31 protein-coding genes are annotated in these 19849 nt (G+C 66.5%); 19 read left to right on the top strand and 12 right to left on the bottom strand.

The window, feature by feature from the left end; translation table 11 throughout:
* The first annotated feature begins 16 nt into the window (after positions 1-16).
* The 6 genes from LXM90_RS30905 (at position 17) to LXM90_RS30930 (ending at position 3349) form a co-directional block, all read left to right on the top strand.
* A complete protein-coding gene (locus tag LXM90_RS30905; RefSeq protein ID WP_234083515.1) occupies positions 17-868 on the top strand; it encodes a hypothetical protein in 852 nt (283 codons plus the stop codon).
* Positions 865-1095 (top strand): hypothetical protein, encoded by a 231-nt coding sequence (locus tag LXM90_RS30910; protein WP_234083517.1) that lies wholly within the window; start codon positions 865-867, stop codon positions 1093-1095. The genes LXM90_RS30905 and LXM90_RS30910 overlap by 4 nt, the downstream gene beginning before the upstream one ends.
* Positions 1096-1138: 43 nt before the next feature.
* Positions 1139-1960 carry a hypothetical protein gene (locus tag LXM90_RS30915; protein WP_234083520.1) on the top strand — a complete coding sequence of 274 codons (822 nt, stop codon included), beginning with the start codon at positions 1139-1141 and terminating at the stop codon, positions 1958-1960.
* A gap of 33 nt (positions 1961-1993) precedes the next feature.
* Positions 1994-2419: a hypothetical protein gene (locus LXM90_RS30920; protein ID WP_234083523.1), complete on the top strand. Its 426-nt coding sequence runs from the start codon at positions 1994-1996 to the stop codon at positions 2417-2419.
* Between the two features lie 212 nt (positions 2420-2631).
* The gene (locus tag LXM90_RS30925; protein WP_234083526.1) at positions 2632-2877 is read left to right on the top strand and encodes a hypothetical protein; all 246 of its coding nucleotides are present in this window, start codon (positions 2632-2634) and stop codon (positions 2875-2877) included.
* A 13-nt stretch (positions 2878-2890) separates the two neighbouring features.
* The gene (locus tag LXM90_RS30930; protein ID WP_234083529.1) at positions 2891-3349 is read left to right on the top strand and encodes a hypothetical protein; all 459 of its coding nucleotides are present in this window, start codon (positions 2891-2893) and stop codon (positions 3347-3349) included.
* A gap of 782 nt (positions 3350-4131) precedes the next feature.
* On the opposite strand, the gene LXM90_RS30935 is transcribed toward LXM90_RS30930, so the two are convergent.
* Complete coding sequence (locus LXM90_RS30935) at positions 4132-4362, bottom strand: DUF6894 family protein (RefSeq protein WP_234083532.1); 231 nt, start codon at positions 4360-4362, stop codon at positions 4132-4134.
* A gap of 292 nt (positions 4363-4654) precedes the next feature.
* Here LXM90_RS30935 and LXM90_RS30940 point away from each other — a divergent pair, with 292 nt between their 5' ends.
* Positions 4655-5524: a hypothetical protein gene (locus LXM90_RS30940; RefSeq protein ID WP_234083535.1), complete on the top strand. Its 870-nt coding sequence runs from the start codon at positions 4655-4657 to the stop codon at positions 5522-5524.
* 583 nt (positions 5525-6107) lie between these two features.
* Positions 6108-6716, top strand: coding sequence for a hypothetical protein (locus tag LXM90_RS30945; RefSeq protein WP_234083538.1), 609 nt, complete (start codon positions 6108-6110; stop codon positions 6714-6716).
* 439 nt (positions 6717-7155) lie between these two features.
* Here the strand turns inward: LXM90_RS30945 and LXM90_RS30950 are convergent, their stop codons facing one another.
* The 6 genes from LXM90_RS30950 to LXM90_RS30975 form a co-directional block, all read right to left on the bottom strand.
* Positions 7156-7662, bottom strand: a complete 507-nt coding sequence (locus LXM90_RS30950; protein ID WP_234083541.1) for a hypothetical protein — start codon at positions 7660-7662, stop codon at positions 7156-7158.
* A gap of 118 nt (positions 7663-7780) precedes the next feature.
* Positions 7781-8185 carry a hypothetical protein gene (locus LXM90_RS30955; RefSeq protein ID WP_234083544.1) on the bottom strand — a complete coding sequence of 135 codons (405 nt, stop codon included), beginning with the start codon at positions 8183-8185 and terminating at the stop codon, positions 7781-7783.
* Positions 8182-8442, bottom strand: a complete 261-nt coding sequence (locus LXM90_RS30960) for a hypothetical protein (RefSeq protein WP_234083548.1) — start codon at positions 8440-8442, stop codon at positions 8182-8184. Before LXM90_RS30960 ends, LXM90_RS30955 begins: the two co-directional genes overlap by 4 nt.
* A complete protein-coding gene (locus LXM90_RS30965; protein WP_234083551.1) occupies positions 8439-8651 on the bottom strand; it encodes a hypothetical protein in 213 nt (70 codons plus the stop codon). Before LXM90_RS30965 ends, LXM90_RS30960 begins: the two co-directional genes overlap by 4 nt.
* Before the next feature lie 77 nt (positions 8652-8728).
* Positions 8729-9001 (bottom strand): hypothetical protein, encoded by a 273-nt coding sequence (locus LXM90_RS30970; protein ID WP_234083554.1) that lies wholly within the window; start codon positions 8999-9001, stop codon positions 8729-8731.
* Positions 8998-9645: a ParA family protein gene (locus LXM90_RS30975; RefSeq protein WP_234083557.1), complete on the bottom strand. Its 648-nt coding sequence runs from the start codon at positions 9643-9645 to the stop codon at positions 8998-9000. The genes LXM90_RS30970 and LXM90_RS30975 overlap by 4 nt, the downstream gene beginning before the upstream one ends.
* Positions 9646-9783: 138 nt before the next feature.
* Here LXM90_RS30975 and LXM90_RS30980 point away from each other — a divergent pair, with 138 nt between their 5' ends.
* Positions 9784-9984 (top strand): hypothetical protein, encoded by a 201-nt coding sequence (locus LXM90_RS30980; protein ID WP_234083560.1) that lies wholly within the window; start codon positions 9784-9786, stop codon positions 9982-9984.
* A gap of 1 nt (position 9985) precedes the next feature.
* Here LXM90_RS30980 and LXM90_RS30985 read toward each other — a convergent pair whose 3' ends face one another.
* The 5 genes from LXM90_RS30985 to LXM90_RS31000 form a co-directional block, all read right to left on the bottom strand.
* Entirely contained in the window at positions 9986-10717 is a 732-nt protein-coding gene (locus LXM90_RS30985; RefSeq protein WP_234083563.1) for a hypothetical protein, read from the bottom strand.
* Complete coding sequence (locus LXM90_RS31965; protein ID WP_267965809.1) at positions 10711-10833, bottom strand: hypothetical protein; 123 nt, start codon at positions 10831-10833, stop codon at positions 10711-10713. The genes LXM90_RS30985 and LXM90_RS31965 overlap by 7 nt, the downstream gene beginning before the upstream one ends.
* Entirely contained in the window at positions 10833-11423 is a 591-nt protein-coding gene (locus LXM90_RS30990; protein ID WP_234083566.1) for a hypothetical protein, read from the bottom strand. Before LXM90_RS30990 ends, LXM90_RS31965 begins: the two co-directional genes overlap by 1 nt.
* A 66-nt stretch (positions 11424-11489) precedes the next feature.
* On the bottom strand, positions 11490-11696 hold the full coding sequence (locus LXM90_RS30995) for a hypothetical protein (protein ID WP_234083569.1): 207 nt from the start codon (positions 11694-11696) through the stop codon (positions 11490-11492).
* A 17-nt stretch (positions 11697-11713) separates the two neighbouring features.
* On the bottom strand, positions 11714-13405 hold the full coding sequence (locus LXM90_RS31000) for a DEAD/DEAH box helicase (RefSeq protein WP_234083572.1): 1692 nt from the start codon (positions 13403-13405) through the stop codon (positions 11714-11716).
* Between the two features lie 63 nt (positions 13406-13468).
* On the opposite strand from LXM90_RS31000, the gene LXM90_RS31005 reads away from it, so the two are divergent.
* The 10 genes from LXM90_RS31005 to LXM90_RS31050 all read left to right on the top strand — a co-directional run bounded on the left by LXM90_RS31005 (position 13469) and on the right by LXM90_RS31050 (position 19826).
* Positions 13469-14188, top strand: a complete 720-nt coding sequence (locus tag LXM90_RS31005; RefSeq protein WP_234083574.1) for a ParB/RepB/Spo0J family partition protein — start codon at positions 13469-13471, stop codon at positions 14186-14188.
* The gene (locus LXM90_RS31010) at positions 14185-14376 is read left to right on the top strand and encodes a hypothetical protein (protein WP_042673020.1); all 192 of its coding nucleotides are present in this window, start codon (positions 14185-14187) and stop codon (positions 14374-14376) included. Before LXM90_RS31005 ends, LXM90_RS31010 begins: the two co-directional genes overlap by 4 nt.
* Entirely contained in the window at positions 14363-15046 is a 684-nt protein-coding gene (locus LXM90_RS31015; RefSeq protein WP_234083577.1) for a ParB N-terminal domain-containing protein, read from the top strand. Before LXM90_RS31010 ends, LXM90_RS31015 begins: the two co-directional genes overlap by 14 nt.
* 23 nt (positions 15047-15069) lie before the next feature.
* Positions 15070-15516 carry a hypothetical protein gene (locus LXM90_RS31020; RefSeq protein WP_234083580.1) on the top strand — a complete coding sequence of 149 codons (447 nt, stop codon included), beginning with the start codon at positions 15070-15072 and terminating at the stop codon, positions 15514-15516.
* Positions 15513-16154 carry a hypothetical protein gene (locus LXM90_RS31025; RefSeq protein WP_234083583.1) on the top strand — a complete coding sequence of 214 codons (642 nt, stop codon included), beginning with the start codon at positions 15513-15515 and terminating at the stop codon, positions 16152-16154. Before LXM90_RS31020 ends, LXM90_RS31025 begins: the two co-directional genes overlap by 4 nt.
* On the top strand, positions 16151-16426 hold the full coding sequence (locus LXM90_RS31030) for a hypothetical protein (protein ID WP_234083586.1): 276 nt from the start codon (positions 16151-16153) through the stop codon (positions 16424-16426). The genes LXM90_RS31025 and LXM90_RS31030 overlap by 4 nt, the downstream gene beginning before the upstream one ends.
* Positions 16427-16520: 94 nt before the next feature.
* Positions 16521-17465, top strand: a complete 945-nt coding sequence (locus tag LXM90_RS31035; RefSeq protein ID WP_234083588.1) for a hypothetical protein — start codon at positions 16521-16523, stop codon at positions 17463-17465.
* Complete coding sequence (locus tag LXM90_RS31040; RefSeq protein WP_234083590.1) at positions 17458-17757, top strand: hypothetical protein; 300 nt, start codon at positions 17458-17460, stop codon at positions 17755-17757. The genes LXM90_RS31035 and LXM90_RS31040 overlap by 8 nt, the downstream gene beginning before the upstream one ends.
* Before the next feature lie 88 nt (positions 17758-17845).
* Entirely contained in the window at positions 17846-18529 is a 684-nt protein-coding gene (locus LXM90_RS31045) for a hypothetical protein (protein WP_234083592.1), read from the top strand.
* Positions 18522-19826, top strand: a complete 1305-nt coding sequence (locus tag LXM90_RS31050) for a phage terminase large subunit (RefSeq protein WP_234083594.1) — start codon at positions 18522-18524, stop codon at positions 19824-19826. The genes LXM90_RS31045 and LXM90_RS31050 overlap by 8 nt, the downstream gene beginning before the upstream one ends.
* Positions 19827-19849: the final 23 nt, after the last annotated feature.

Below are 19849 nucleotides of genomic sequence, written 5' to 3' on the forward strand. Positions count from 1 at the left end.
TCTGGAGCGAGCCGACATGACAACCGAGCGCCCTGGGCCTCACATGCAGGTCATCAGCGACGCCTACCGCATGATCCAGAACTTTGAAGGTCACGCGGACCACATGCTCGGCGATGCGGACCTCTCCGAGATCCGTAGGCGGCTCCTAACCTGGCCGCACCCGATCAAGAAGCCCCTGGACCTGGCGCGGGCCGCGCTCCTGTCGCTCCTCTACGACGTCCGGATCGTCGATGGGCAGATCCAGGACATCTCGAAGCCCGTCCGCGTCCCGATCAGCAAGGAGCTGGAGCACGCGATGGTCGCCAATGCCCGCGTGGACCTCGACATGGACGAGGTGCAAGCCAGCCTCGCCAAGGCCGACGAGCTGCGCCGCGGCGAGAGCTGGGGCGATTTCATGCAGGGCATCTACCGGCAGATCGACGATGGCCTCGGCGTGCTGCGTGGGCCGGACGGCCGGGTCCGCATCAAGCGCGACGAGCCGAGCAAGGTGCCGCCCGCGCCCAACCTAGATCCCGTTCTCGTCGAGAAACTGCTCCTGCGGCGGACCGAGACGGAAGAGGGCCTGTTCAGCCACGCGGATGTCTACCTGGTCTCGCGCTACCGCGAGAGCCGCGACCTCGACCCCGAGCGGCAACCGCTGGCCACCTCCTTCGCCGTGAGCGAGCAAGAGGCCTTCGCCGAGCTGCTGCGGCTCTCGGGGCTCGACGAGCAGGAGATCGCCGACTACGATCTCACCTTCGAGCGGCTCACCGGCCCAGCGCCGCTGCTCGAGGAGCTCAAGGCGATCACCGGCGACACCTACGAGATCGCTGTCCACGAGGTGCCTCTGCCGCTTCGCCCGTCGGTCAAAGGCCAGTTCGAGGGATGATCGCCGCCCCGGTTCTCGTCCAGGCGCTCGCCATCATCGAGAAGCACCACGTCAAGCACGGGCAGCCGTCCGTGCTGGAGATGCGGGACGTGGAGCAGGCCATGGCCGGACGGGTCAATGACCACGTCCTGCCCGAGGAGCTGGCCCAGGACACCCTTGAGGAGCTCGGCTGGCACGTCGAGATGGTCGACGGCGAGATCTACCGCCTGGAACTGAGCAGCGGCTGAGCCGTTACCGAAGACTGTCCCGTCTCTAATTCAGTGGGCGCTGATGTCGGTTGAACCTCTCTCGATCGGTGCGGGCTTCGTGGCTGTCGAAATCGCTAAGGCAGCCGGCAAGTGGCTCCTCGACCGCGAAGCCAACAGGCGGGAAAGGGACGATAAACGTCGCTTCCGTGCGCGGGAGAAGGCGAAGCGCCGATCCTGGAATGCGGCGCCCAGCGTCAGAACGCGGCAAGAGTGGAAGGAGCAGGTCGATCACCGGGCCGTCTGGCTGGCCTCCATGCGGCCTGCGCACCGCAACTGGCGCCCGGGCGGCTACGAACTCGCCACCATCCGCTGCACCGTGACCGACCTGTTCAACGAGGCTAAGCCGATCGCGCCGGCCGTGCGGCCCATCCCCATTGCTTCCGCCGCGGAGCCGGCCACGGTGCAGGGCGTGACGCTTGAGCCACTCACCTCTCCTCCGATCAGCATGGTGGGGTTGCGCGCTCTCGGCGCCGAGATCGGCCTCAACGAGGATGACCAGCAGAGCCTGGTCGACGCCTACCGGGAGGCCACCGACTTCGTGTCCATGATCGCGGTGAAGCGGATCTACAACGAGGCCTTGCTCTCCCCGGACCGCGATCCCTCGAGGACCTCGCTCGCCCTCACGGACGAGCAGGCCTTCCAGGAGCTGCTGCGGCTGTCAGGCCTGCCGAAGGACGAGATCGACTTCTACGGGCTGACCTTCGAGCGCATGCACGGACCTGCCGGGCTGATCGAGGAGCTGAAGGCGCTCACCGGCGACACCTTCGACATGGAGCGGACCGAGGTGTCGGTGCCGCTGGCCATCAATGTTCTGGCCGCTCTCACGAGACGCAAGGGATCGTAGCAAGCCCCTACAGGCCCGGGCTATGCAGAGGGCATGAAGCTCGCTCACATAGCCCTCGCGGCCGCCCTGGGCCTGCCCTGCGCAGCCGAGGCCACTCCTCGCACCGGAGCCCTGGAAGCGGCCGGCCCGCACACGCTGACCCGCAACCAGGTCGCCTGCCAGTTCTGGCAGGACATCGACAACCTCACGGTCGCCCGACGCACCAAGGACCGGCTGACCACCGACCGGATCTGGGCGCAGACCAACAACCTGGAGGCCCTGGAGCGCGGAAGGCTGTGCATGGTCCTGCGCAAGGGCACCACGGTAAGGGTCGTGAAGCGACCCGTGGGCTATGAATGCGTCCAGGTGCAGGGCCACCCGCTGCGCGACTGCCTCTACACCGAGAACGTCTCCGGGATCACCACGACGACCCATGAGCCAGTCTTCTCACCCTGGGACCCGGGCTTCTACCGGCCCTGACCACGGACCGGCCGCGACCAGGCTCCGCGAGATGATGATGACGGGCAGCCCGGGCCTGACGGACTACGCGCTCCGTCGCGCGCTCACGGCTCTGGCACTGGAGAAGCCCAGGCGCCGCGCCACCAGCCCCTACGCAATCCCGGCGCTGGTCGACGGCCTACCCAACGCCGAGGCCATCATCACCCGGGCAGTCAGGCTCAGAGGGAACCACCATGGCTAGCTGGGAACGCGAGCACATCGTCCACGTCCTCACGCACAGCGAGGACATCAAGGAGATCCGCGAGGCGATCTGGGACATGATCGTGGTCAAGCACGACCACAACGCCATCATCGCGGAGATCCCACCCGAGCGGCGCAAGACGGTGATGCAGCTCGCCCGGCCGCTGCTCGACAAGTTCAAGCGGGGCGAGGAACTCTACCCCGAGGACTGGGAAGCTATGGCGAACCTGGCCCCATAAGAGCGAGATCGACATGAGCCTGACGCCCATGAGCCCCGAGCGGATCCGGGAGGTGTTCGAGCACCACGCCCTCGATCAGCGCCTCGTGGATCACGCCATCGCGGTGATCCTAGATCAGCTTGAGTGGATCCCGGATCGCGATGCCAAGGCCGCAAGTCCTTACTCGATCTCCAGGCTCACCGAAGGCCTGCCAAGTCGAGACAGGATCATCGACCGCGCGTTGCGCCTGTCCGAAGAGCGCATGCTCAGAGCAAATCACCCCCTCCTCATGCCCGACAAGGTGATCGACCCGGAGGAGACGAAGCGCATGCTCGGGGAGGTAGTGAGCCAGATGGAGCAGCTCAAAGAGGCGCTGAAGGAGGGCAACTCAGTCCGCACCAACGAGGTCACGCAGGAGGATGACCTAGCCGTCGGGGAGCGTCTTCGTCGAAGCATATTCGGACCGAGGCTGGGTCTACAGCCGGACATCTAAGGGACAGAACGTCCCCTAAGCGTCCCCTCGGCGTCCAATACGACCAAGCGGGCTTTGTCCCCTCAATGTCCCCCTGGTGTCCCCTAGATGTCCCCCGCTTGTCCGGCGAACGGGCGATTTTGCACGGTTTCGGACAAACGGGAGGAGCACAGACAGGGATCGCGTGAGAAGCGCGCACAGCGTCGGGATCAAGCGAATGCACACAATCAGCGCACGAGCACGCGACACGTCTCACCAGCGCGCAGAAGCGATCCCCCTAGAGAGGGAGCACGTAGCTCAGACACAGCCCGGGCAGTGCGAGCGTGTAAGAGCCTATGCGATCCCCACTAGAGGTCTGCATGCGTAAGGGCCTGAACGGGGCACGCTCTATAGGGAGGGGCAAAGAGAGGGAAACGCGCGCAGAAACCCACCGCGGCCGCGGCGACCCGATCTTCCCTCCCGCACCAAATCCGAAACCTTGCCGCGTCACCGGGCGATCCGGGGCCGATCTGGAAATTAGGAACGGCCAGGCACCCCTTCAGGCACCGGTCCATGGCAACCCATGCCGTGCCTCGGCGCTCCGTGGACCGGGCCGTTCCCATATCGAGCCGCGGCCTTCCATGGGCCGGTCCCGTGGATACCCCGGACCGTTGGATATCCAACTCGGATTTCCTGAGATTAGAGATACCTCTACAGAGTAGGTATTAACTTACAGGCCGATGGCGAATTGGGAGTTGGGCATCCGGCTCTCCCATAGACGGCCCGACGCACCTACCAGGCGGTCAGATCATCGATCGCCGCGGCTAGGCCGGCTCGATACGGCAGGTCAGAGTGACCGTGCAGACAACCTCATCATCGGCACGCCTGACTCGCACGATGGCCTCGCTACCACCTGACAGGTGAGCACCCGACATCGCATTCTCCATCGCGAGACCGACGGCTTCGCGGCAAGCGCTGTAGCGATCGGACAATTCGCGGCCAACACGGTCACGTGAACTTATCTCTCCATCAATGTCGAAGAAGAATAGCGACATACCTTCTCCCTATGTTGCGGCAGACCGCCGACAATTCCCATGTCTATAATGCAAGACAGATAAAGCGTCTCGCCGCCCATTCTACGCATCTTTAGTGAGACGGCAACCTAACCGATCGAGCACAGCCAACTGCGCCATGATGTTATACAACCTGATGAATTATGAATATCCAAGGGGATGACGCGACTTGTTCGCCGCCATGCCGTCCCATTAGCACCCGGCTTGTGGAGCATCTACAACAATACTTGTCGAAACGAAGCGCAGTGCTTCACACAGACAAGGAGTTCGACAGATGGCCCGCAAGACCTCGAAGAAGATCGCCGCCCAGCTCACCGCCGGCACCTTCGCCCAGCACGTCAGCGACTACACCGACCACATGCGCTACGAGGACCGCGCCGCGTCCCTGGCCCAGACCTTCGCCACCGAGGGGCTCGACGAGCTGGACCAGGCGCTGTCCACCCTCGAGGTGCAGCCCGAGCCGGCGCTGGATCTCGCCCAGGAGCTCGAGGACCTGGTGTCCGAGACCGTCGCCGCCAACGACGTCGACTTCCGCGCCCTGATGCTGTCCCACGACGAGCTGATGGTCCAAGGCATGACCACCCAGATCACCGCGGCGATCGACGCCCGGTCCGCCTTCGAGACCGAGAAGCACGGCAGCGCCCACAACATCCACAAGACCCTCAACAAGGTCCGCAAGGCGCTGATGTGGAAGGACACGTCCCGGGTGATGCTCGCGGCGAACGTGGATCCCGCCTTCATCAACCGCACGCTCCACGACGGCTCCCGCTACAACGTCTACGCCGTCGACAAGGTCGCGGACGCAGTGAAGGGCCTGGCCGACGGGGTCGTCTCCAACGCCATCAACCGGGCCTGCATGGTCAGCCTCTTCCAGATGCGGAAGGCGGGCATCCCGTTCACCGGCGAGATCGCCAAGGCGTGCGCCTCGGACAAGGTCCACGTCGACCTCGCCATCCGCAAGCACCTGCTCCGGCACACGGTCAGCGCCTCCACGGCCCCGACCCAAGCGTCGAGCACCATGCAGGCGCTGGAGACCCTCGGAGTCGTGCGCAGGGAGGGGTCGAGCCGCAACCCCACCTTCACCCTCACCGACGCCCCGATCACCAAGCGGCTAGAGGAGGTCCTGTTCGCCTACGCTGCCTAGCTGACACCGAGACACGCGCGCCCGAGACGGGCCGAGGGGCATCCCATCCCGGGGTGCCCCTTCTCTCCTGCCGGGCCTCTTCCATGGAAGCGCGAGAATTGGCCCGTGGAGCCCCATGGACCGCTCCGGCGCTGTCCACGGTCGTCCGAGGGGCTCCATGGCCGCCCACGGGCCGTTATTCGCGATTGGTGCGCCATGGGCGTCTCGGTCCATGGTGCCGATCCGGGCAGACTCGGCCCATTAGGATTTTCCAGGAACGGCCAGGCACCCATACCGGCGAGCACCCCATGGCAGGCCGCGGCGCCCCATGGGACCCCATGGGAGGCGGGGTGTGGCGGCATTACCGCCACTGTGGCGGCTGCGTTGCCACATGGCTTCCCAGCCACACCCGTCTCCGCGGAGATCCGCGCGCCCGTCGAGTGGCTTTCCAGCCGACCTCACAGATTTCCCATCCCATGCACAAGTATTCCACGCGGCGAAAAAAGATCAGTCCCCGCTGATTTTCCTCGGGAAAGCGCTTGCTCCCCCGCCGCCCCCGAGTATTCTACAGAAGTCATCACGACACACAGAGAAAGACACAGACATGACCAAGAACAACGAAGCCCTCGCCGCCTACACCGCCGATCTCGCCACCTCGATCGCCGCCCGCGCTGCTTACGAGACGGAGCAGAACCCCGAGAACACGAACATCCAGAAGACCCTGAAGGGTCTCGCCGAGGACTTCGCCTCTGAGCACGTCACCAAGTTCATGTTCGCTGCCAGCGTGGACGCCAACTTCATCAACCGCCAGGAGCGCAAGAACAAGCGCTTCAACGTCTACAGCGCCCAGAAGGTCGCGAACGTGGCTCGCGCCGCTGCCCAAGCCGAGACGCTGAACGCCTACAGCGCCACGCTGCTCCGCACCGCTATCGCGCTGACCCGCGCGGAGCTGAGCATGACGCACCGCGACGCCCACAGCGCGCTCTGCCTGGATCTGAAGGTCGATGCGGCTAAGGCGCAACACATCGTGCGCTACGGCAAGAACATCGCGAGCAACACCGCCGACACCCAGTCGAGCTCCTCCATCAACGCGCTGCAAATGTTCAACGTTCTCAAGGAGATCCGTGACGACCGCAACGAAGTCGCCTACACGGTCGATCTGAGCAACAAGACCACGAAGGCGCTGTGCAAGGCCCTCGACATCGCGCTCTAAGCGCACCAGGAGCTCGCACAGCGCGTCCGAGCCTGTGCGAGCAACAAGGGCAGCACCCGCACGCGGACGCTGCCGGTGAGCTTCCCTCGCACGCTTTCCCTCCTGTGCATAAGTCAGCACTGACTTGCAACCGCCCCGGGGGCGTGCGACAAGTAGTCATCAACAGAGCGACGGAGCAGACGATGACCCTTCAAGATATCGCCGAGATGAACGAAGAAGGTTTCCGCCTCCACTACATCATGCGCCGCCGTGTTGCGCGGTGGATACGTAGCATGTTTGCCACAGACGTCGACTACTAGGGGAGGGTAGCGGAAAAGCCACTGTAGATCCTGCGCCACAGTCGAAGTCCTAGGGGTTTGGCGCGCCCTCGGAGGCTATGCCTCGGGTCCCCTCACTGCTCCCAGATCCATCCTTGGGACGATCCTTGGGAGACGCCCCGTCAGCGATACGGGTCAGGCAGCAGACAGTAGCTACGGAAGTCGTTCTCGAAGGCCGCGTCATGCTCGACGCCTTCCACCATGGCCGACGGTCCGATTGCATAGTAGCGCTTCATGGGCGCAAATCCGCCGAAGCTATTGCGACCCGTGACCATCCCACAGGCGACGTAGAAGCCACCCTGCGCAAGCACCTCCATCTGGCTGCTGAAACGAGCGGACGAGGGCTCCAGTAGCGCATTGCGCACAGCAGCTTCACCCATCTGCCGCGCGACCATCTTCGCAGCCTGCTTGACCTCGAACTCCGAGACGACTGGCGCAGCCGCGACCGCCTCTGGCACGACTGCTTGGCGCTTCATGAACATGGGAGCGATGACCAGACCGAGGCCGAACAGCGCGAACGCCCCGCATGCCGTCGCATAGTTCTCGCGTCCGTCAGCGTGCGCCCGGATTGCGTGGACTGTTCCGGAGACGAACAGCAAGAACCCTAATATCGCGAAGATGACAACCATCAGGCCCATCCAGACTGGATAAGACCGACCCTAGATTGCGTCCGTTAGCGAGGCGTAACCGACGCTCAAGGAGCCTGGATGTTGGTTAAACCGGGCGTCACCATGCGAGCCTTGGGTGTCAGTAGCGGAACTCTTTCTTGGGCATCACGGGTTGGGCCGCTTCACGCTCCCGATCTTTGCGTAGGTTCTCATCGCGGACCGCAAATTTCTTCTCCAAGCAGACACGCATCACACGATAAACTCCCGAGAGAGTATTTCCTGCTTCACGCCGGCAATCCGCTTGCCAATTTTCCGAGAGCGGCGGCCAGCGATCCTTAAGCCAGTCATAGGCTACCTGCTCTCCATCAACGCAGGCAACATAGCTCTCCTGCGGGGTCGACTTGACGTCCGGAGGAAAAGCTTTGAACTCGCCGATAGCTGCACGTTTGCAGAGATTGGTGACGTCTTGCCGGGGAAGGTCATACGACGACCCGAGCGCGGGCCCGGCGACGAGCATCAGAGCGGCAGTGGTGATGATTTTCATAGGCCCTTGGGTCCTACCTGCGGGAGATCTGCCTTAGCCTTCTGGACGTCGCTGCGCGCCATCTCCTCGAGCTGGTAGCCGCGCAGGATCACGCCCATGGCGCGGGCCACCAGAACCTCGACCTCGACACCCTTGGAGATCGCCTCCGCTATCGCGGCCGCGCGCTCCTCGGGCGTCATCATGGCCAGGACCTCCCGGGCGCCCTTCAGGACGTCTTGGAGCCTGTGGTGCTCGAGGAGGTCGTAGGGCTCGCTCAATGCAGCGTTCTCCTCTTCGCCTCCTGCGCCCGCGCCATGTTGCGCTCGATGGTGTCGGAGGCCCTGTCGAACAGCTCCAGGATGGACATGCCGCCCTCCTTGGCACGCTGCTCGTAGGCCTCGAGCTCCTTCTCGGACAGGCGCATGCCCGTCAGCTTCTCGAACCTCTGGAACGCCGGCTGCCCGGCGAGCTTCTCGCGATGATCCAACGCTACACCCTTGAGGATACTCCCCCAAGGGCGAACCCGCTACGCCCGCGGGGCGCGTGGCTCAATGGGGTCTGACGCTACCTGTCGGGCACCGGGTATGTGTCCCGGTAGTGCTGCATGGCCGCCTGGAACAGCTCCTTGTGCTTCATCTTCCGCTTGGCCGCCTCGAGGATGAACTCGTCGCGCTCGTCCTCGGTCAGCTTGAAGGAGAGGTCCACCCAGCGCTTCTGGTTCGAGGTGGTCATGTTCTGGGGCGCCTCGCCCCGGGCCGGCACGGCGTGCGCCAGGCGGCCTGCGGGCTTCTCGTCCTTGGGAGGCGGGGGCGGTGCGGACAGGCGGGGGCGGCTCATCTCTTGGTCCCTGCGAGCTCGGTGAAGCGGTCGATGATCTCTTGCGCGAGCGCGTCGGCCCGCTCGTTGAGGCTCGGATACTGGCTCTCGTTGATCGCGCGCCCCTGGTTCTGGGCGAGCTGGTAGCCGGTCTTCACCGGCAGGTCGGTCGCGGCGCAGCGGTAGCCGGCGGCCTCGATGAAGCCCTTGGCGTCGGCGATCGAGGCCGCGCTGTCGAGCGTCTTGTTCAGGACGAACAGGATGTCGGACCGCTCCACGCCGCGCTGGAGCAGCTCGTGGGCGAACTTCACCTGCGGGCTCAGGTCGTCGAGCGTCACCTGGGCCGGGATCAGGATCAGATCGCTCTCCCGGGCGATCTCCAGCGTGATGGTGTCGGAGTCGGGTTTCCCGTCGAACACCATGAGGTCGTATTGGGTCTGCTGGGTCAGCGCCTTCTTGACGTTGGCGAAGGCCTCGGCCGGCACCTCGGGCGTCAGCTCGTTCTTCAGCCGGTGCCCGGCCCAGTCCACGCTGGTGAGCTGCTTCACGTTGAAGTCGGCGAGCTTCACGCGCCAGCCGACCCCGGCGTAGGCCGTGGCCATCAGCCGGGCGATCGTGGATTTGCCTACCCCTCCCTTCTGGGAGAGCACGGCGAGGGTCTTCATGGGCGAACTCGCGCTTGGCCGTATGCGATCATGCTCGCATGAGGCCTCTCATAGGTTCACGGACGGTTAACCGCTACGGGAACGGCCCGTGAACTCGTAGCGGCCCGCGTGATATGGCCCAGCTTCAAGGAGAGGGCCATGTGGAACGCACTCGGAAGGATCTGGGACACGATCCGGGAGATCTGGGACATCTTCTGGAGGAGCTACTACCCGGCGGTCCTCGGCATCATCCTCGCCATCGCGATCCCCATGGGCATCCTCGCCTACAGGGCCTACCAGAAGGGGCACCCGCCCATGCCGTGCGAAGCGACTATCGCTGGCTGTCCCGAGAAGCCGTAGCTCACCGCCCGGTGAGCGCCTTCCCGAGCGCCCGGTCCATCGCCTTCTGCATCTCGGAGCCGGCCTTCGCGTAGGCCGCGCCGAGCTGGTTGAGCGTCTTGCCCAGCTCCGACACCGGCATCTTCGCGTTCACGAGCACCGAGGCGAGGTCCGAGACCGGGCCCGTGACCTTGCCCAGGGTCGAGATTGCGGGCGCGGCGCTCGCCGGCTTCAGGAGCGAGCCCGGCACCTTCAGCGGGGCAGCCTTGGGCATCGGCGCGGCCGGCTTGCCCTGGGAGTGGAACAGCGCCTCCTCGGCCATCAGGGCGCCGTCGGCCTCGCCGAAGGGCACGAAGTTGTCGAAGTCGAACAGCTCCTCGGCCTCCTGGGGCGAGACCACGGCCGCGGTCCAGGTGTAGACGCAGGCCTGCACGCCCTCGAGGCGCGAGCGCCGGGCGTATTCGGGCACGATCGCGTGGATGTGGTCGAGCGCGGCGTGGGTGCGGTAGTCGGTGAAGCGGGCCTCGAACTCGTCGACCTGGACGCCGCTCATCAACCCTTGCGTCTGCACGCCGTCCTCGTCCTCGATCACCATCCCGTCCGGGTCGGCCACGAACTCGAGGAGCTCGTCGGGCGGCACCAGCGCCGCCCGAATGCCCGAGATCCAGCCGAGCAGCCGGCCGGTCTCGTCGCAGCGCACCTCGAGGTGGTCGGCCGGCGCGCGGTTGCCCTTGATGTTCGAGCGCGTCAGCATCGCCGGCCCTCCTCCATGAGCGCGCCTGCCTCCCGGGACACGGCTGTCCAGTAGGCGAGGGTGAGGGCGTTCGAGGTCGTGACCGACCGCAGCCAGAAGTCGAACCAGCGAATCATCACGCGGCCTGCTTGGTGACGCGGGTCAGCCAGTCGGCGCGCCGGGCGTGCAGGTCCTGGAGCGCGGCGAACACCGCCTTCTCGAGGGTGCGCAGGCAGCGGCCGTCGTTCTCGATCGTGAGGTCGACGACAGATCGGTCGTATCGGTCGAACTCGTAGGGGGAGGGGCCCGCGTTCGGGTTGGTGATCTCGATCACCACGCCGCCGCGCTCCTGGTAGTAGCGGCCCTGGTCGCGCCGGACCGAGCCGAACGAGAAGTGCCCGGGCCGGCCCGCGACCTGGCGCTCGGTGAGGAAGGGCATCGCGTGGGGCCCGAGCAGGTCCTCGAGGCGGTTGCCGATCTGGCCGAGCAGGTCGCGAACGACCCAGTCCTTGCCGGCGAGGCTCACGGTCTCGCGCTTACCGGTCTGGGTGCGGACCTGGTCCCAGGTCAGACCCATGTGCTCGACGGCGATCGAGCGGATCGCGTGCCCGTCGTCGACCGGGGCGACGCCGTAGTCGCGCCGCAGGATCTCCTGGACGGTGCTCTTGCCCGAGAGCGGGTTGCCGCACAGGGCGACGTAGCGGGGGAGGGTGATCGCGTGGGTCATGTCAGCACTGACTGATGGCTCCGGGCGCACTAAGCCCTTGGTGAACAACAAGGAAAACCGCCGCCGCTAGTGGATGCGGGGCGGGGCGTTCGCGGCGTGGGCCGCCTTCGACTTGGCCAGGATCTGGTTGATCTTGGTGAGGTTCGCGCGCAGCCGGGCGTTCTCCGTCCGGAGCTGCTGGATGACCGTCTCCTGCACGTCGTAGCTGGAGAGGGCGTGCCCACGCTCATCGAAGAGGTGGACGGGATCGACGAGGTGGGGCTTCTTGCTCATGGAACCCACTATAGCGATCAGGCTGCGCGCTTCGTCGCCGAAACGAGGTGCCACGGGTGATCGGCACCCGATTTCAGGATCCCCTCGCGGAAGCCGTCGGTGCCCTCGATGATCCCGCGGCGCTCCCGGGCGTGACCCTGCAGGTGACTGTTCGGGCCGGTCGAGTAGTCCGAGACGAAGAAGATGTTGGCGCCCGTCTTCTTGCGGCGCGCGCCGCGGCCGATCCGCTGCCGGAGCGCGACCTCGGCCTTGCCGCCGCCGGCGAGCTGCACCAGGCCGACGGCCGGCACGTCGACGCCGACGTCGAGGATGGTCGTGCCAATCAGGACGTCGATCTCGCCCCGGGCGAGCTGGTCCAGCGCCCGCTTGCGGGCCTTCTGGTCGTCCTCGCCCTTCAGGAACACGACGCGCAGGCCGACCGCGCGCATGGCGTGGGCGAGCACATCGCCGTGGGCGGTGCGCTGGATCAGCGTCATCACTGGCTGGCCGAGCGCGGCCGCCTTCTTCGCCTCGGCCACGATCGCGGCGTGCATGGGCACGTTGTTGACGTAGCCCATCGCGTAGGCGCGCTGGTAGGGCGTCGACTTGAACAGACCCTTGGGCGTCGGGGTGTCGACGAACCGGAAGTAGGGCTTGGCCAGGATCCCCTTGTCGATCAGCTCCTTCTCCGTGACCTGGATCAGGATCGGGCCGAAGGCGGCCATCAGGCGCATGTTGTCGGCCGCGTCCGCACGCATGAACGGGGTCGCGGTCAGCGCCAGGCGGTAGCGGGCGTTGCGGCAGTGGCGCAGGATCTCGAAGTAGCTGGTGCCGCCGACCTCGTGGGCCTCCTCGCCGATCACCAGCTCGATCATCTCGAGGAACTTGATGGTGCGCGCCCGCAGGGTCATCTGCTGGATCGCGCGCCGGGAGGCCTCGTGCGCCATCGCCTCGTCGCTCGGCCGGGCGTCGATCTGCTCGTTCTCCAGCTTGTCGAGCGCCAGGCTGATGTCCCGGGGCTTGGCGCCGTCGCGCTTCATCCGGGCCTTGAGCGCGGCCCGGGCCTTCTCCTCGGCGGCCGCGCGGCGCTCGACGCCCTTGATGAGCTCCTTGGAGACGTCGGTCTCCTCGAGCCGGGCGACCAGGGTCTGCACCATCGCGCAGTTCACGCCCCGGACCGGGCTCCACTCGCCGTCACCGATCAGCCCGACCTTGAAGCCGGCGTCCCGGAAGCCGTCGGCCATCTGGTGCATGAGCACGCCGCGGGTGGTGATGAACAGCGTGGGCCGGCGGATCCGGGCGACCGCGAGCTTGGCGATCTTCGACTTGCCACCGCCGGTGGCGATCTGGGCGATCCCGCGCCCGTGGCGCAGGAGCTGCCGGATCGTGCGCATCTGGTAGTCGTAGTCGGGATTGTCGTTGCCGAAGGCGTCGACCTGCGGATCCTCGGGCCCGAGCGGCTCGGGCAGGGGCTTCTTCACGACGTGGACGCGGTGGCCGGCCCGGACCAGCTCCGAGTGCAGCAGGTGCGCGAAGCCCGCGGGGAAGGTGCCGCGCAGGTTCGAGAAGAACGACGAGCGCCCGTTCCACTGGCCGTTGCCGGCGCCCGAGAACTCGGCGCCCTCTACCACGTAGGAGAGCGTCTTGTGGGCGATCGCCTTCACCGCCTTCGACGGGTTCACGAGCTGGGCGTTCACGGTGCCCACGGCCATCTGGACCAGATCAGTCACGGCTTACTTTTTCCCGTCGTTGGCATTGACAAGTCAGTCAGCACTGACTTACCACATCCTCCCATGCAACCCAACTCGCTCCAGGTCTCGCCTACCGAGCTCCGGCCGAACCCGTGGAACTCCAACCACGTCGCGCCGGACAACGAGGGCAAGCTCATCGCCTCGATCCGCGAGCGCGGCATCGTGCGCCCGATCCTGGTGCGCGAGACCGACGACGGGTTCGAGATCCTGGGCGGCGAGCACCGCTGGCGCTGCGCCTCCGATCTGGGCCTGGCCACCGTGCCGGTGCTCAACTTCGGCCGGGTCAGCGACGACGAGGCCAAGAAGATCGGGCTGATCGACAACGTCCGATACGGCGAGGACGATGCGAGCGAGCTCGCCGCCCTGCTGCGGAGCTTGGACGATGTCGAGGGCTTCCAGGAGACCATGCCGTTCACAGACCAGGAGATCACGTCGATCTTCTCGTCTTCGACTATAGCGCTGGAGGACTTGGATTTAGACGAGTCCGAGTCCGAACCCGCGCCGGAAGACGATCATCCGGTCGCCGCGGCCCCGAAGACGCACGCCATGATGCGCTTCCAGGTGCCGCTGGCCGACGCGGAGCGCCTGACCGACCTCATCACCCGGACGTGCAAGCGCCAGGGCTTCGAGGCGGCCACCGCCCTCATGAACGCGGGCGACGCGCTCTGCTTCCTCCTCCTCGGCTCCGCAGCGCCCCCAGTGCCCGGCGCCGAGGAGGAGACGGAGATCCCCGAGGCCGACAGCTTCGGAGAGCCGCTGTGACCGGCATCCGCATCGAGCAGCGCTTCTCGGAGTGCGAGGAGTGCGTCCACTTCGATCCGACGCGGCTCGTGCGGGCCTGCCTCGGCTGCAAGGCCGGGGAGAATTTCGACCCCAAGATCGACGACGAGGAGCCCTCGGAGGCGACCCTCCTCGGCATGCTGAAGGAATGGTCCCGTGACGACGGCTAAGACGGATCCGGCCAACCTGGTCGTCGAGCACTGGCCGGTCGCGGACCTGGTCCCCTACGCCAAGAACGCCAAGAAGCACACGCCCGAGAGCACCCGGAAGCTCGCCGGCGTGATCCGGGCCCGCGGCCACTGGACGGCGCCGATCGTCGTGCGGGCCGAGACCAAGGAGGTCATCAACGGCCACGGCCGGCGCCTGGCCGCGCTGCACCTCGGCATGAAGACCGTCCCCGTGGTCGTGCTCCACGGGCTCACGGACGCCGAGGCCGACGCGCTGCGGCTCTCCGACAACCAGGTCTCGAACCAGGACTACGACACCGACCTGCTGCGCCAGGGCCTGTCCGCGCTCGCCGAGACCGGCGGCATCGACATGGACAACCTGGGCTTCGACGAGAAGGAGCTCGACTTCCTGGTCGAGGACCCGGGCGAGATGCTGGACGACGCCTTCGTCGAGGACATCGGCGAGGCCGTCGAGGAGCAGAAGACCGAGAACGACGCCAAGGCGGCCGCGGTCGACGAGGCGCCGGCCCGGCTCGCCGAGGTGTTCGGCTTCACCAAGGTCTCGGTCGCCGACGGCCGGCGCGTGAAGGCGTTCATGGCCCGGATCGAGGCCGAGACCGGCAAGAAGGGCGCGGAGGCCTTCATGGGCTTCCTCACCGAGTTTGGCATCTGAGTTAAGTCAGGACTGACACGCCCATGAGCGACGCCCTCGACGAACTCCGCAAGCGCTTGAAGGCGGTCGCCGACGAGGCGGCCGCGGCCGACCCGGCGACCCCGAAGGTGTTCCACATCTTCTCCCGCAAGCCCTACGAGCCGGCGCCCGAGGCCGAGGCCGCCCCGAAGCGCGTCCGGCCGCCGAAGCGCGACAAGCAGGCGATCGAGGCGCTGACCGAGCTGCTCGAGGACTACCGCGCCGGCCGGCTGCACGGCCTCTGCCTGATCGGCTGGAACGTCGGTGAGAAGCGCATCGAGCAGCACGTCATCCTGCCGCCGGGCCGGAGCGACCACGAGGCCGCGCTGCTGTTCTCGGGCGGCGCCGTGATGCTCAACCAGGCGCTCCAGGACGTGGCTGAGTTCGGCCTGGAGAACATGCAGCAGTCCAACGACGTCGTCCTGATGGACGGCCCGGAGGACGGGCTGTGACCGTCTACCGGATCTCCAAGGCCTTCACCTCCTCGGTGGAGCGGACCCCGCGCGTGCTCGAGGTCGCCGAGGGCTTCGGCCTGGGCCTCTCCGACAAGGAGTTCGTCATCTACGACGGGCTCGAGGTCGAGGTCCGGCCGGCCGACGTCGTCTACATCACCGGCCAGTCGGGCTCGGGCAAGTCGCTGCTCCTGAAGGAGCTCGCCGCCCAGATGCGCGCGGGCGGCCTGAAGGTCGCCGACCTGAACGAGATCGTCCTCGACGACCGCCCGGTCATCGAGCAGGTCGGCGCGTCGATGACCGAGGCGACCCACCTGCTGGCGCTCGCCGGCATCTCGGACGCCTGGATCTACATCCGTAAGCCCTCGGAGCTCTCCGATGGCCAGCGCTACCGGCTGAAGCTCGCCAAGGTGCTCGAGAGCGGCGCCGACGTGTGGATCGCCGACGAGTTCGGCGCGGTCCTCGACCGCGTCACCGCGAAGGTCGTCGCCTTCAACATCCAGAAGGTCGCGCGCCGGCAGGGCCGGACGCTGATGGTCGCCACGACCCACACCGACCTGACGGCCGAGCTCGCCCCCTCCCTCACCCTGACCAAGCGCTTCCGCGAGCGGGTCGACATCGAGAAGGCCGCACCATGACCACTGTCGTCCTGATCCGCCCCACGGGCCCGGCCACCAGCGTCCAGGCGCAGGGGACCCACTTCGTGGAGACCAGCCTCGAGCAGCTCGTGGTGAAGGCCTCGGCCCGGTCCGTGCTGCTGACCCTCTCGGTCGGCGCCCTGATCCTGGAGGACCTGCGCCTCGAGGACATGCCGGAGCACGTCCGCAAGTGCGTCGTCGGCGCCACGCTCGGCCAGAGCTGCCCGATCGTCAGCCGCTGGACGTCGCCGCGCACCGGGGATGCGCGGTGAGGCCGCGCGATCGCCTGGAGGCCGTGCTCGGCCTGGCGCTCGGCGCCTCGATCATCGCCGCGATGCTCATCGCGCAGTCGCTGGGCTACCAGTGATGCTCGACGTCGTGCAGGAACACGCGCCCGGTCGCGCTGGGGAGCTCCCTGGCAGCGTCCGCGCGTTTGAAGCGCCCGAGACACAGATCTCGCGCGAGAACGCCCCTGCGCCCCGGTTCTCGCTGATCGACGAGATGATCGTGGAGCGCGGCACCAAGGCGGACTGGGAGCTCCTGCACGACCTGCACTACAAGGCCGAGAACCTGCCGATCGGCCCGCGCTTCTGGAAGCTGACGCTCGCCGGCGAGACGATCGGCGTCCTGGTCACGGCCAACCCGAAGGGTCTCCTGAAGGAACGGCACATCGCCTTCCCGAAGCTGAAGCCGGGCGGGTCCGAGACCAAGCTCACCAACACCGACCGCTACGTCTGGGTGAACCGCAACATGCGGGTGATCTCGCGCTTCGTCGTGGACACGATGTATCGCGGCATCGGCGCCGGCTACCGGATGATGAACCTCGCCTCGCGGCTCGAGGGCGCGCCGATCATGGAGATCCAGAGCTCCATGTCCAAGTTCAACCACTTCGGCCAGAAGGCCGGCTTCCGGTTCGTGAAGCCCATGAACGCCAACAAGTTCGAGGCCGGGCTCAAGTTCTTCCGGGGCCACTTCGAGGCGTCGCCGTCGGACTACGAGGCGATCCTGGCCGAGCTCGACGCCAAGGCCCCGGCCGAGCGTGAGCGGCTGCTCCAGGCGGCCCGGGACTTCTACTACCGGCACTCGGCGCTGGAGAAGACCGGCAACAACCGAGACAAGGGGCAGGGCCGGGTCGACGCCATGGAGGCGCGCCAGGTCATCAAGAGCCTCCAGCAGATCACGCTGGCCTCGCCGATGTATGGCGTGTGGAAGAACCCCGATCGCGGCCGGACCCTGCCCGAGCGCCTTCCCCTGTCCGCATTCGACTGGCAGGGCGTGAACGAGCCGCTCCGGGAGCCGGTCGATGGCTGAGACCTTCGCCGGCACCGAGAAGCAGCACGAGATCATGAGCCTGGTGTTCGCGGCAGCCGACGGTGGCCGGGACATCGGGTTTCACGAGCTGAAGGCGTGCCTGTCCTACGGGGCCGGGATCACGGACCAGGCGCTCCAGTATTCGCTGCGCTACCTGGACCGGCACGGCCTGATCGCCCGGAAATACGGGGAGCGCCGGAAGCTGACGATCGCGCCGACGCTGCTCGCCTACCAGATGCTGCGGTCCAATTCCGGTGCCGCGATGGACTTGGATCCGGTGCCATCGGCCTGAATGTATATAACTACTAGAGAAACAACTATATAATACATACAGGCCGATGGCGCCGGAATGCCCGAGCCATGCCCAATGGAGTAAGTAAGTGCTGACTGGTGAGGATCAGGTTCCGGGAGACGACGCCGCCCTCGACGACGAGGATGCGGGCGACGCCGGCCGCCGCCTGACGCCCGCTGAGTGGGCCCAGATCAAGGACCTGTGGGAGCTCGGCACCGCGGACGCCTCGGAGATCTGCGCCCGGTTCAAGATCAAGCCCGACACCCTGGCCAAGCGCATCAAGCGCGCCGGCATCCGCCGGGGCTCGCGCGCCCACGAGGTGGCCAAGGCCAACACCTCGGCCACCGTGAAGGCCGCCGAGAAGACGGCCGAGGAACTGACGGCCGAGCGCAAGCAGAAGATCGAGAAGACCAAGTCCGAGCACCTCCAGTGGACTGAGATCCTCGCCCGGCAGGCCATGGCGCTGATCGCCAAGGCGAAGCAGGAGGACCGGCCGTTCTCGACCGAGGACAAGAACCTGAAGGCGCTGGAGCGCGCCATGAAGATCGTCGTGGCCGCCCGCAACGAGCGCTTCACCCTGCTCGACGCCCACGACGAGGTGGATGACCGCGAGCTGCCGCAGCTCGTGATCCGCGACCTCACCGAGGCCGAGATCAAGGCGCGCCGGGACGCCCAGGAAGCCGACGACGCCGAGATCCTCGACGAGACCGACGAGGCGGCCATCGCCGCGCTCGGCGAGGAAGAGGTGATCGAGGACGGCGACGATGACTAGCGCTGCCGCCCTGCTGCCCGGGCTCGGCGGCGCACCGGCGCACGAGTTCACGCTCCACCGCGGCCAGTCGACGGTGTTCAAGGACCCGCGCCGTGTGCGCGTGGTCGTGGCCGGCCGGCGCTGGGGCAAGACGCAGCTCGCGCGCATCCTCGCGGTCCGGGCGGCCGCGGCCAAGACCAAGCAGCTCATCTGGTATGTGGCCCCGACCTACGGGATGGCCCGCTCGATCCTCTGGGACGAGCTGAAGGACTCCATCCCGAAGAAGTGGATCCGCTCGATCAACGAGACCCGGATGACCGTCCGGCTGCGCAACGGCTCACGCATCGAGCTGAAGGGCGCGGACAAGCCCGACAGCCTGCGCGGCGTCGCGCTGAACCTGGTGATCGTCGACGAGGCCCAGGACATCGAGCCCGACACCTGGTTCAAGGTCCTCTACCCGACGCTGACCTCGACCCGCGGTGAGGCGATCATCATCGGGACGCCCAAGGCCTACAACTGGCTCTACGACGTCTACATGAAGGGCCAGCGCGGCGAGACCTACCGCGACAGCAAGGGCCGGCTGCGCAAGAACGACCACAAGTCCTGGCAGTTTCCGACGATCACCTCGCCGTTCATCCCGCTCGAGGAGATCGCGGCCGCGCGCCAGAACATGGACGAGAAGTCGTTCCGCCAGGAGTTCGAGGCGAGCTTCGAGACCATGTCGGGGCGCGTCTACTACGCCTTCGACCGCAACATCCACGTCGGCGACTACGCCTTCAACCCACACCTGCCGATCTGGGTGGGCCAGGACTTCAACATCGACCCGATGTCCTCGGTCATCATGCAGCCGCAGGACAACGGCGAGGTGTGGGTGGTCGGCGAGGCGATCCTGTTCAACTCGTCCACCGCCGAGGTCTGCCTCGAGCTCGACCGGCGCTACTTCAAGCAGCAGAAGTCGGTCATCATCTTCCCCGACCCGGCCGGCGCGCAGCGCGGGCACGGCCGCGGCGAGAGCGATCTCGACATCCTGCGCCAGGGCGGCTTCCGCAAGCTCCAGTATAAGCGCAAGCACCCGCCCGTGGCCGACCGCGTCAACGCGGTGAACCGGATGCTCAAGGCGGCCGACGGCGTGGTGAAGCTGCGGGTCGACCGGAGCTGCAAGCACGTCATCGCGGGCTTCGAGCAGACCATCTACAAGCCGGGCACCCGCGAGGTGGACAAGTCGCAGGGCGTCGAGCACCCGATGGACGCGATCGGCTACTGCATCGACTTCAAGTTCCCGGTCCGGCGGATCAGCGTGCTGGGCGTCTCGGTCTGAGGTTGCAGACAAGTCAGCGCTGA

Source organism: Methylobacterium oryzae, from assembly GCF_021398735.1.
GTDB lineage: Bacteria > Pseudomonadota > Alphaproteobacteria > Rhizobiales > Beijerinckiaceae > Methylobacterium.

Excerpts from the sequence above, each read along its gene's own strand:
- LXM90_RS30905 (WP_234083515.1), top strand. The coding sequence starts at position 17 with ATGACAACCGAGCGCCCTGGGCCTCACATGCAGGTCATCAGCGACGCC.
- LXM90_RS30910 (WP_234083517.1), top strand. The coding sequence starts at position 865 with ATGATCGCCGCCCCGGTTCTCGTCCAGGCGCTCGCCATCATCGAGAAG.
- LXM90_RS30915 (WP_234083520.1), top strand. The coding sequence starts at position 1,139 with ATGTCGGTTGAACCTCTCTCGATCGGTGCGGGCTTCGTGGCTGTCGAA.
- LXM90_RS30920 (WP_234083523.1), top strand. The coding sequence starts at position 1,994 with ATGAAGCTCGCTCACATAGCCCTCGCGGCCGCCCTGGGCCTGCCCTGC.
- LXM90_RS30925 (WP_234083526.1), top strand. The coding sequence starts at position 2,632 with ATGGCTAGCTGGGAACGCGAGCACATCGTCCACGTCCTCACGCACAGC.
- LXM90_RS30930 (WP_234083529.1), top strand. The coding sequence starts at position 2,891 with ATGAGCCTGACGCCCATGAGCCCCGAGCGGATCCGGGAGGTGTTCGAG.
- LXM90_RS30935 (WP_234083532.1), bottom strand. The coding sequence starts at position 4,362 with ATGTCGCTATTCTTCTTCGACATTGATGGAGAGATAAGTTCACGTGAC.
- LXM90_RS30940 (WP_234083535.1), top strand. The coding sequence starts at position 4,655 with ATGGCCCGCAAGACCTCGAAGAAGATCGCCGCCCAGCTCACCGCCGGC.
- LXM90_RS30945 (WP_234083538.1), top strand. The coding sequence starts at position 6,108 with ATGACCAAGAACAACGAAGCCCTCGCCGCCTACACCGCCGATCTCGCC.
- LXM90_RS30950 (WP_234083541.1), bottom strand. The coding sequence starts at position 7,662 with ATGGTTGTCATCTTCGCGATATTAGGGTTCTTGCTGTTCGTCTCCGGA.
- LXM90_RS30955 (WP_234083544.1), bottom strand. The coding sequence starts at position 8,185 with ATGAAAATCATCACCACTGCCGCTCTGATGCTCGTCGCCGGGCCCGCG.
- LXM90_RS30970 (WP_234083554.1), bottom strand. The coding sequence starts at position 9,001 with ATGAGCCGCCCCCGCCTGTCCGCACCGCCCCCGCCTCCCAAGGACGAG.
- LXM90_RS30975 (WP_234083557.1), bottom strand. The coding sequence starts at position 9,645 with ATGAAGACCCTCGCCGTGCTCTCCCAGAAGGGAGGGGTAGGCAAATCC.
- LXM90_RS30980 (WP_234083560.1), top strand. The coding sequence starts at position 9,784 with ATGTGGAACGCACTCGGAAGGATCTGGGACACGATCCGGGAGATCTGG.
- LXM90_RS30985 (WP_234083563.1), bottom strand. The coding sequence starts at position 10,717 with ATGCTGACGCGCTCGAACATCAAGGGCAACCGCGCGCCGGCCGACCAC.
- LXM90_RS31965 (WP_267965809.1), bottom strand. The coding sequence starts at position 10,833 with ATGATTCGCTGGTTCGACTTCTGGCTGCGGTCGGTCACGACCTCGAAC.
- LXM90_RS30990 (WP_234083566.1), bottom strand. The coding sequence starts at position 11,423 with ATGACCCACGCGATCACCCTCCCCCGCTACGTCGCCCTGTGCGGCAAC.
- LXM90_RS30995 (WP_234083569.1), bottom strand. The coding sequence starts at position 11,696 with ATGAGCAAGAAGCCCCACCTCGTCGATCCCGTCCACCTCTTCGATGAG.
- LXM90_RS31005 (WP_234083574.1), top strand. The coding sequence starts at position 13,469 with ATGCAACCCAACTCGCTCCAGGTCTCGCCTACCGAGCTCCGGCCGAAC.
- LXM90_RS31020 (WP_234083580.1), top strand. The coding sequence starts at position 15,070 with ATGAGCGACGCCCTCGACGAACTCCGCAAGCGCTTGAAGGCGGTCGCC.
- LXM90_RS31030 (WP_234083586.1), top strand. The coding sequence starts at position 16,151 with ATGACCACTGTCGTCCTGATCCGCCCCACGGGCCCGGCCACCAGCGTC.
- LXM90_RS31035 (WP_234083588.1), top strand. The coding sequence starts at position 16,521 with ATGCTCGACGTCGTGCAGGAACACGCGCCCGGTCGCGCTGGGGAGCTC.
- LXM90_RS31040 (WP_234083590.1), top strand. The coding sequence starts at position 17,458 with ATGGCTGAGACCTTCGCCGGCACCGAGAAGCAGCACGAGATCATGAGC.
- LXM90_RS31050 (WP_234083594.1), top strand. The coding sequence starts at position 18,522 with ATGACTAGCGCTGCCGCCCTGCTGCCCGGGCTCGGCGGCGCACCGGCG.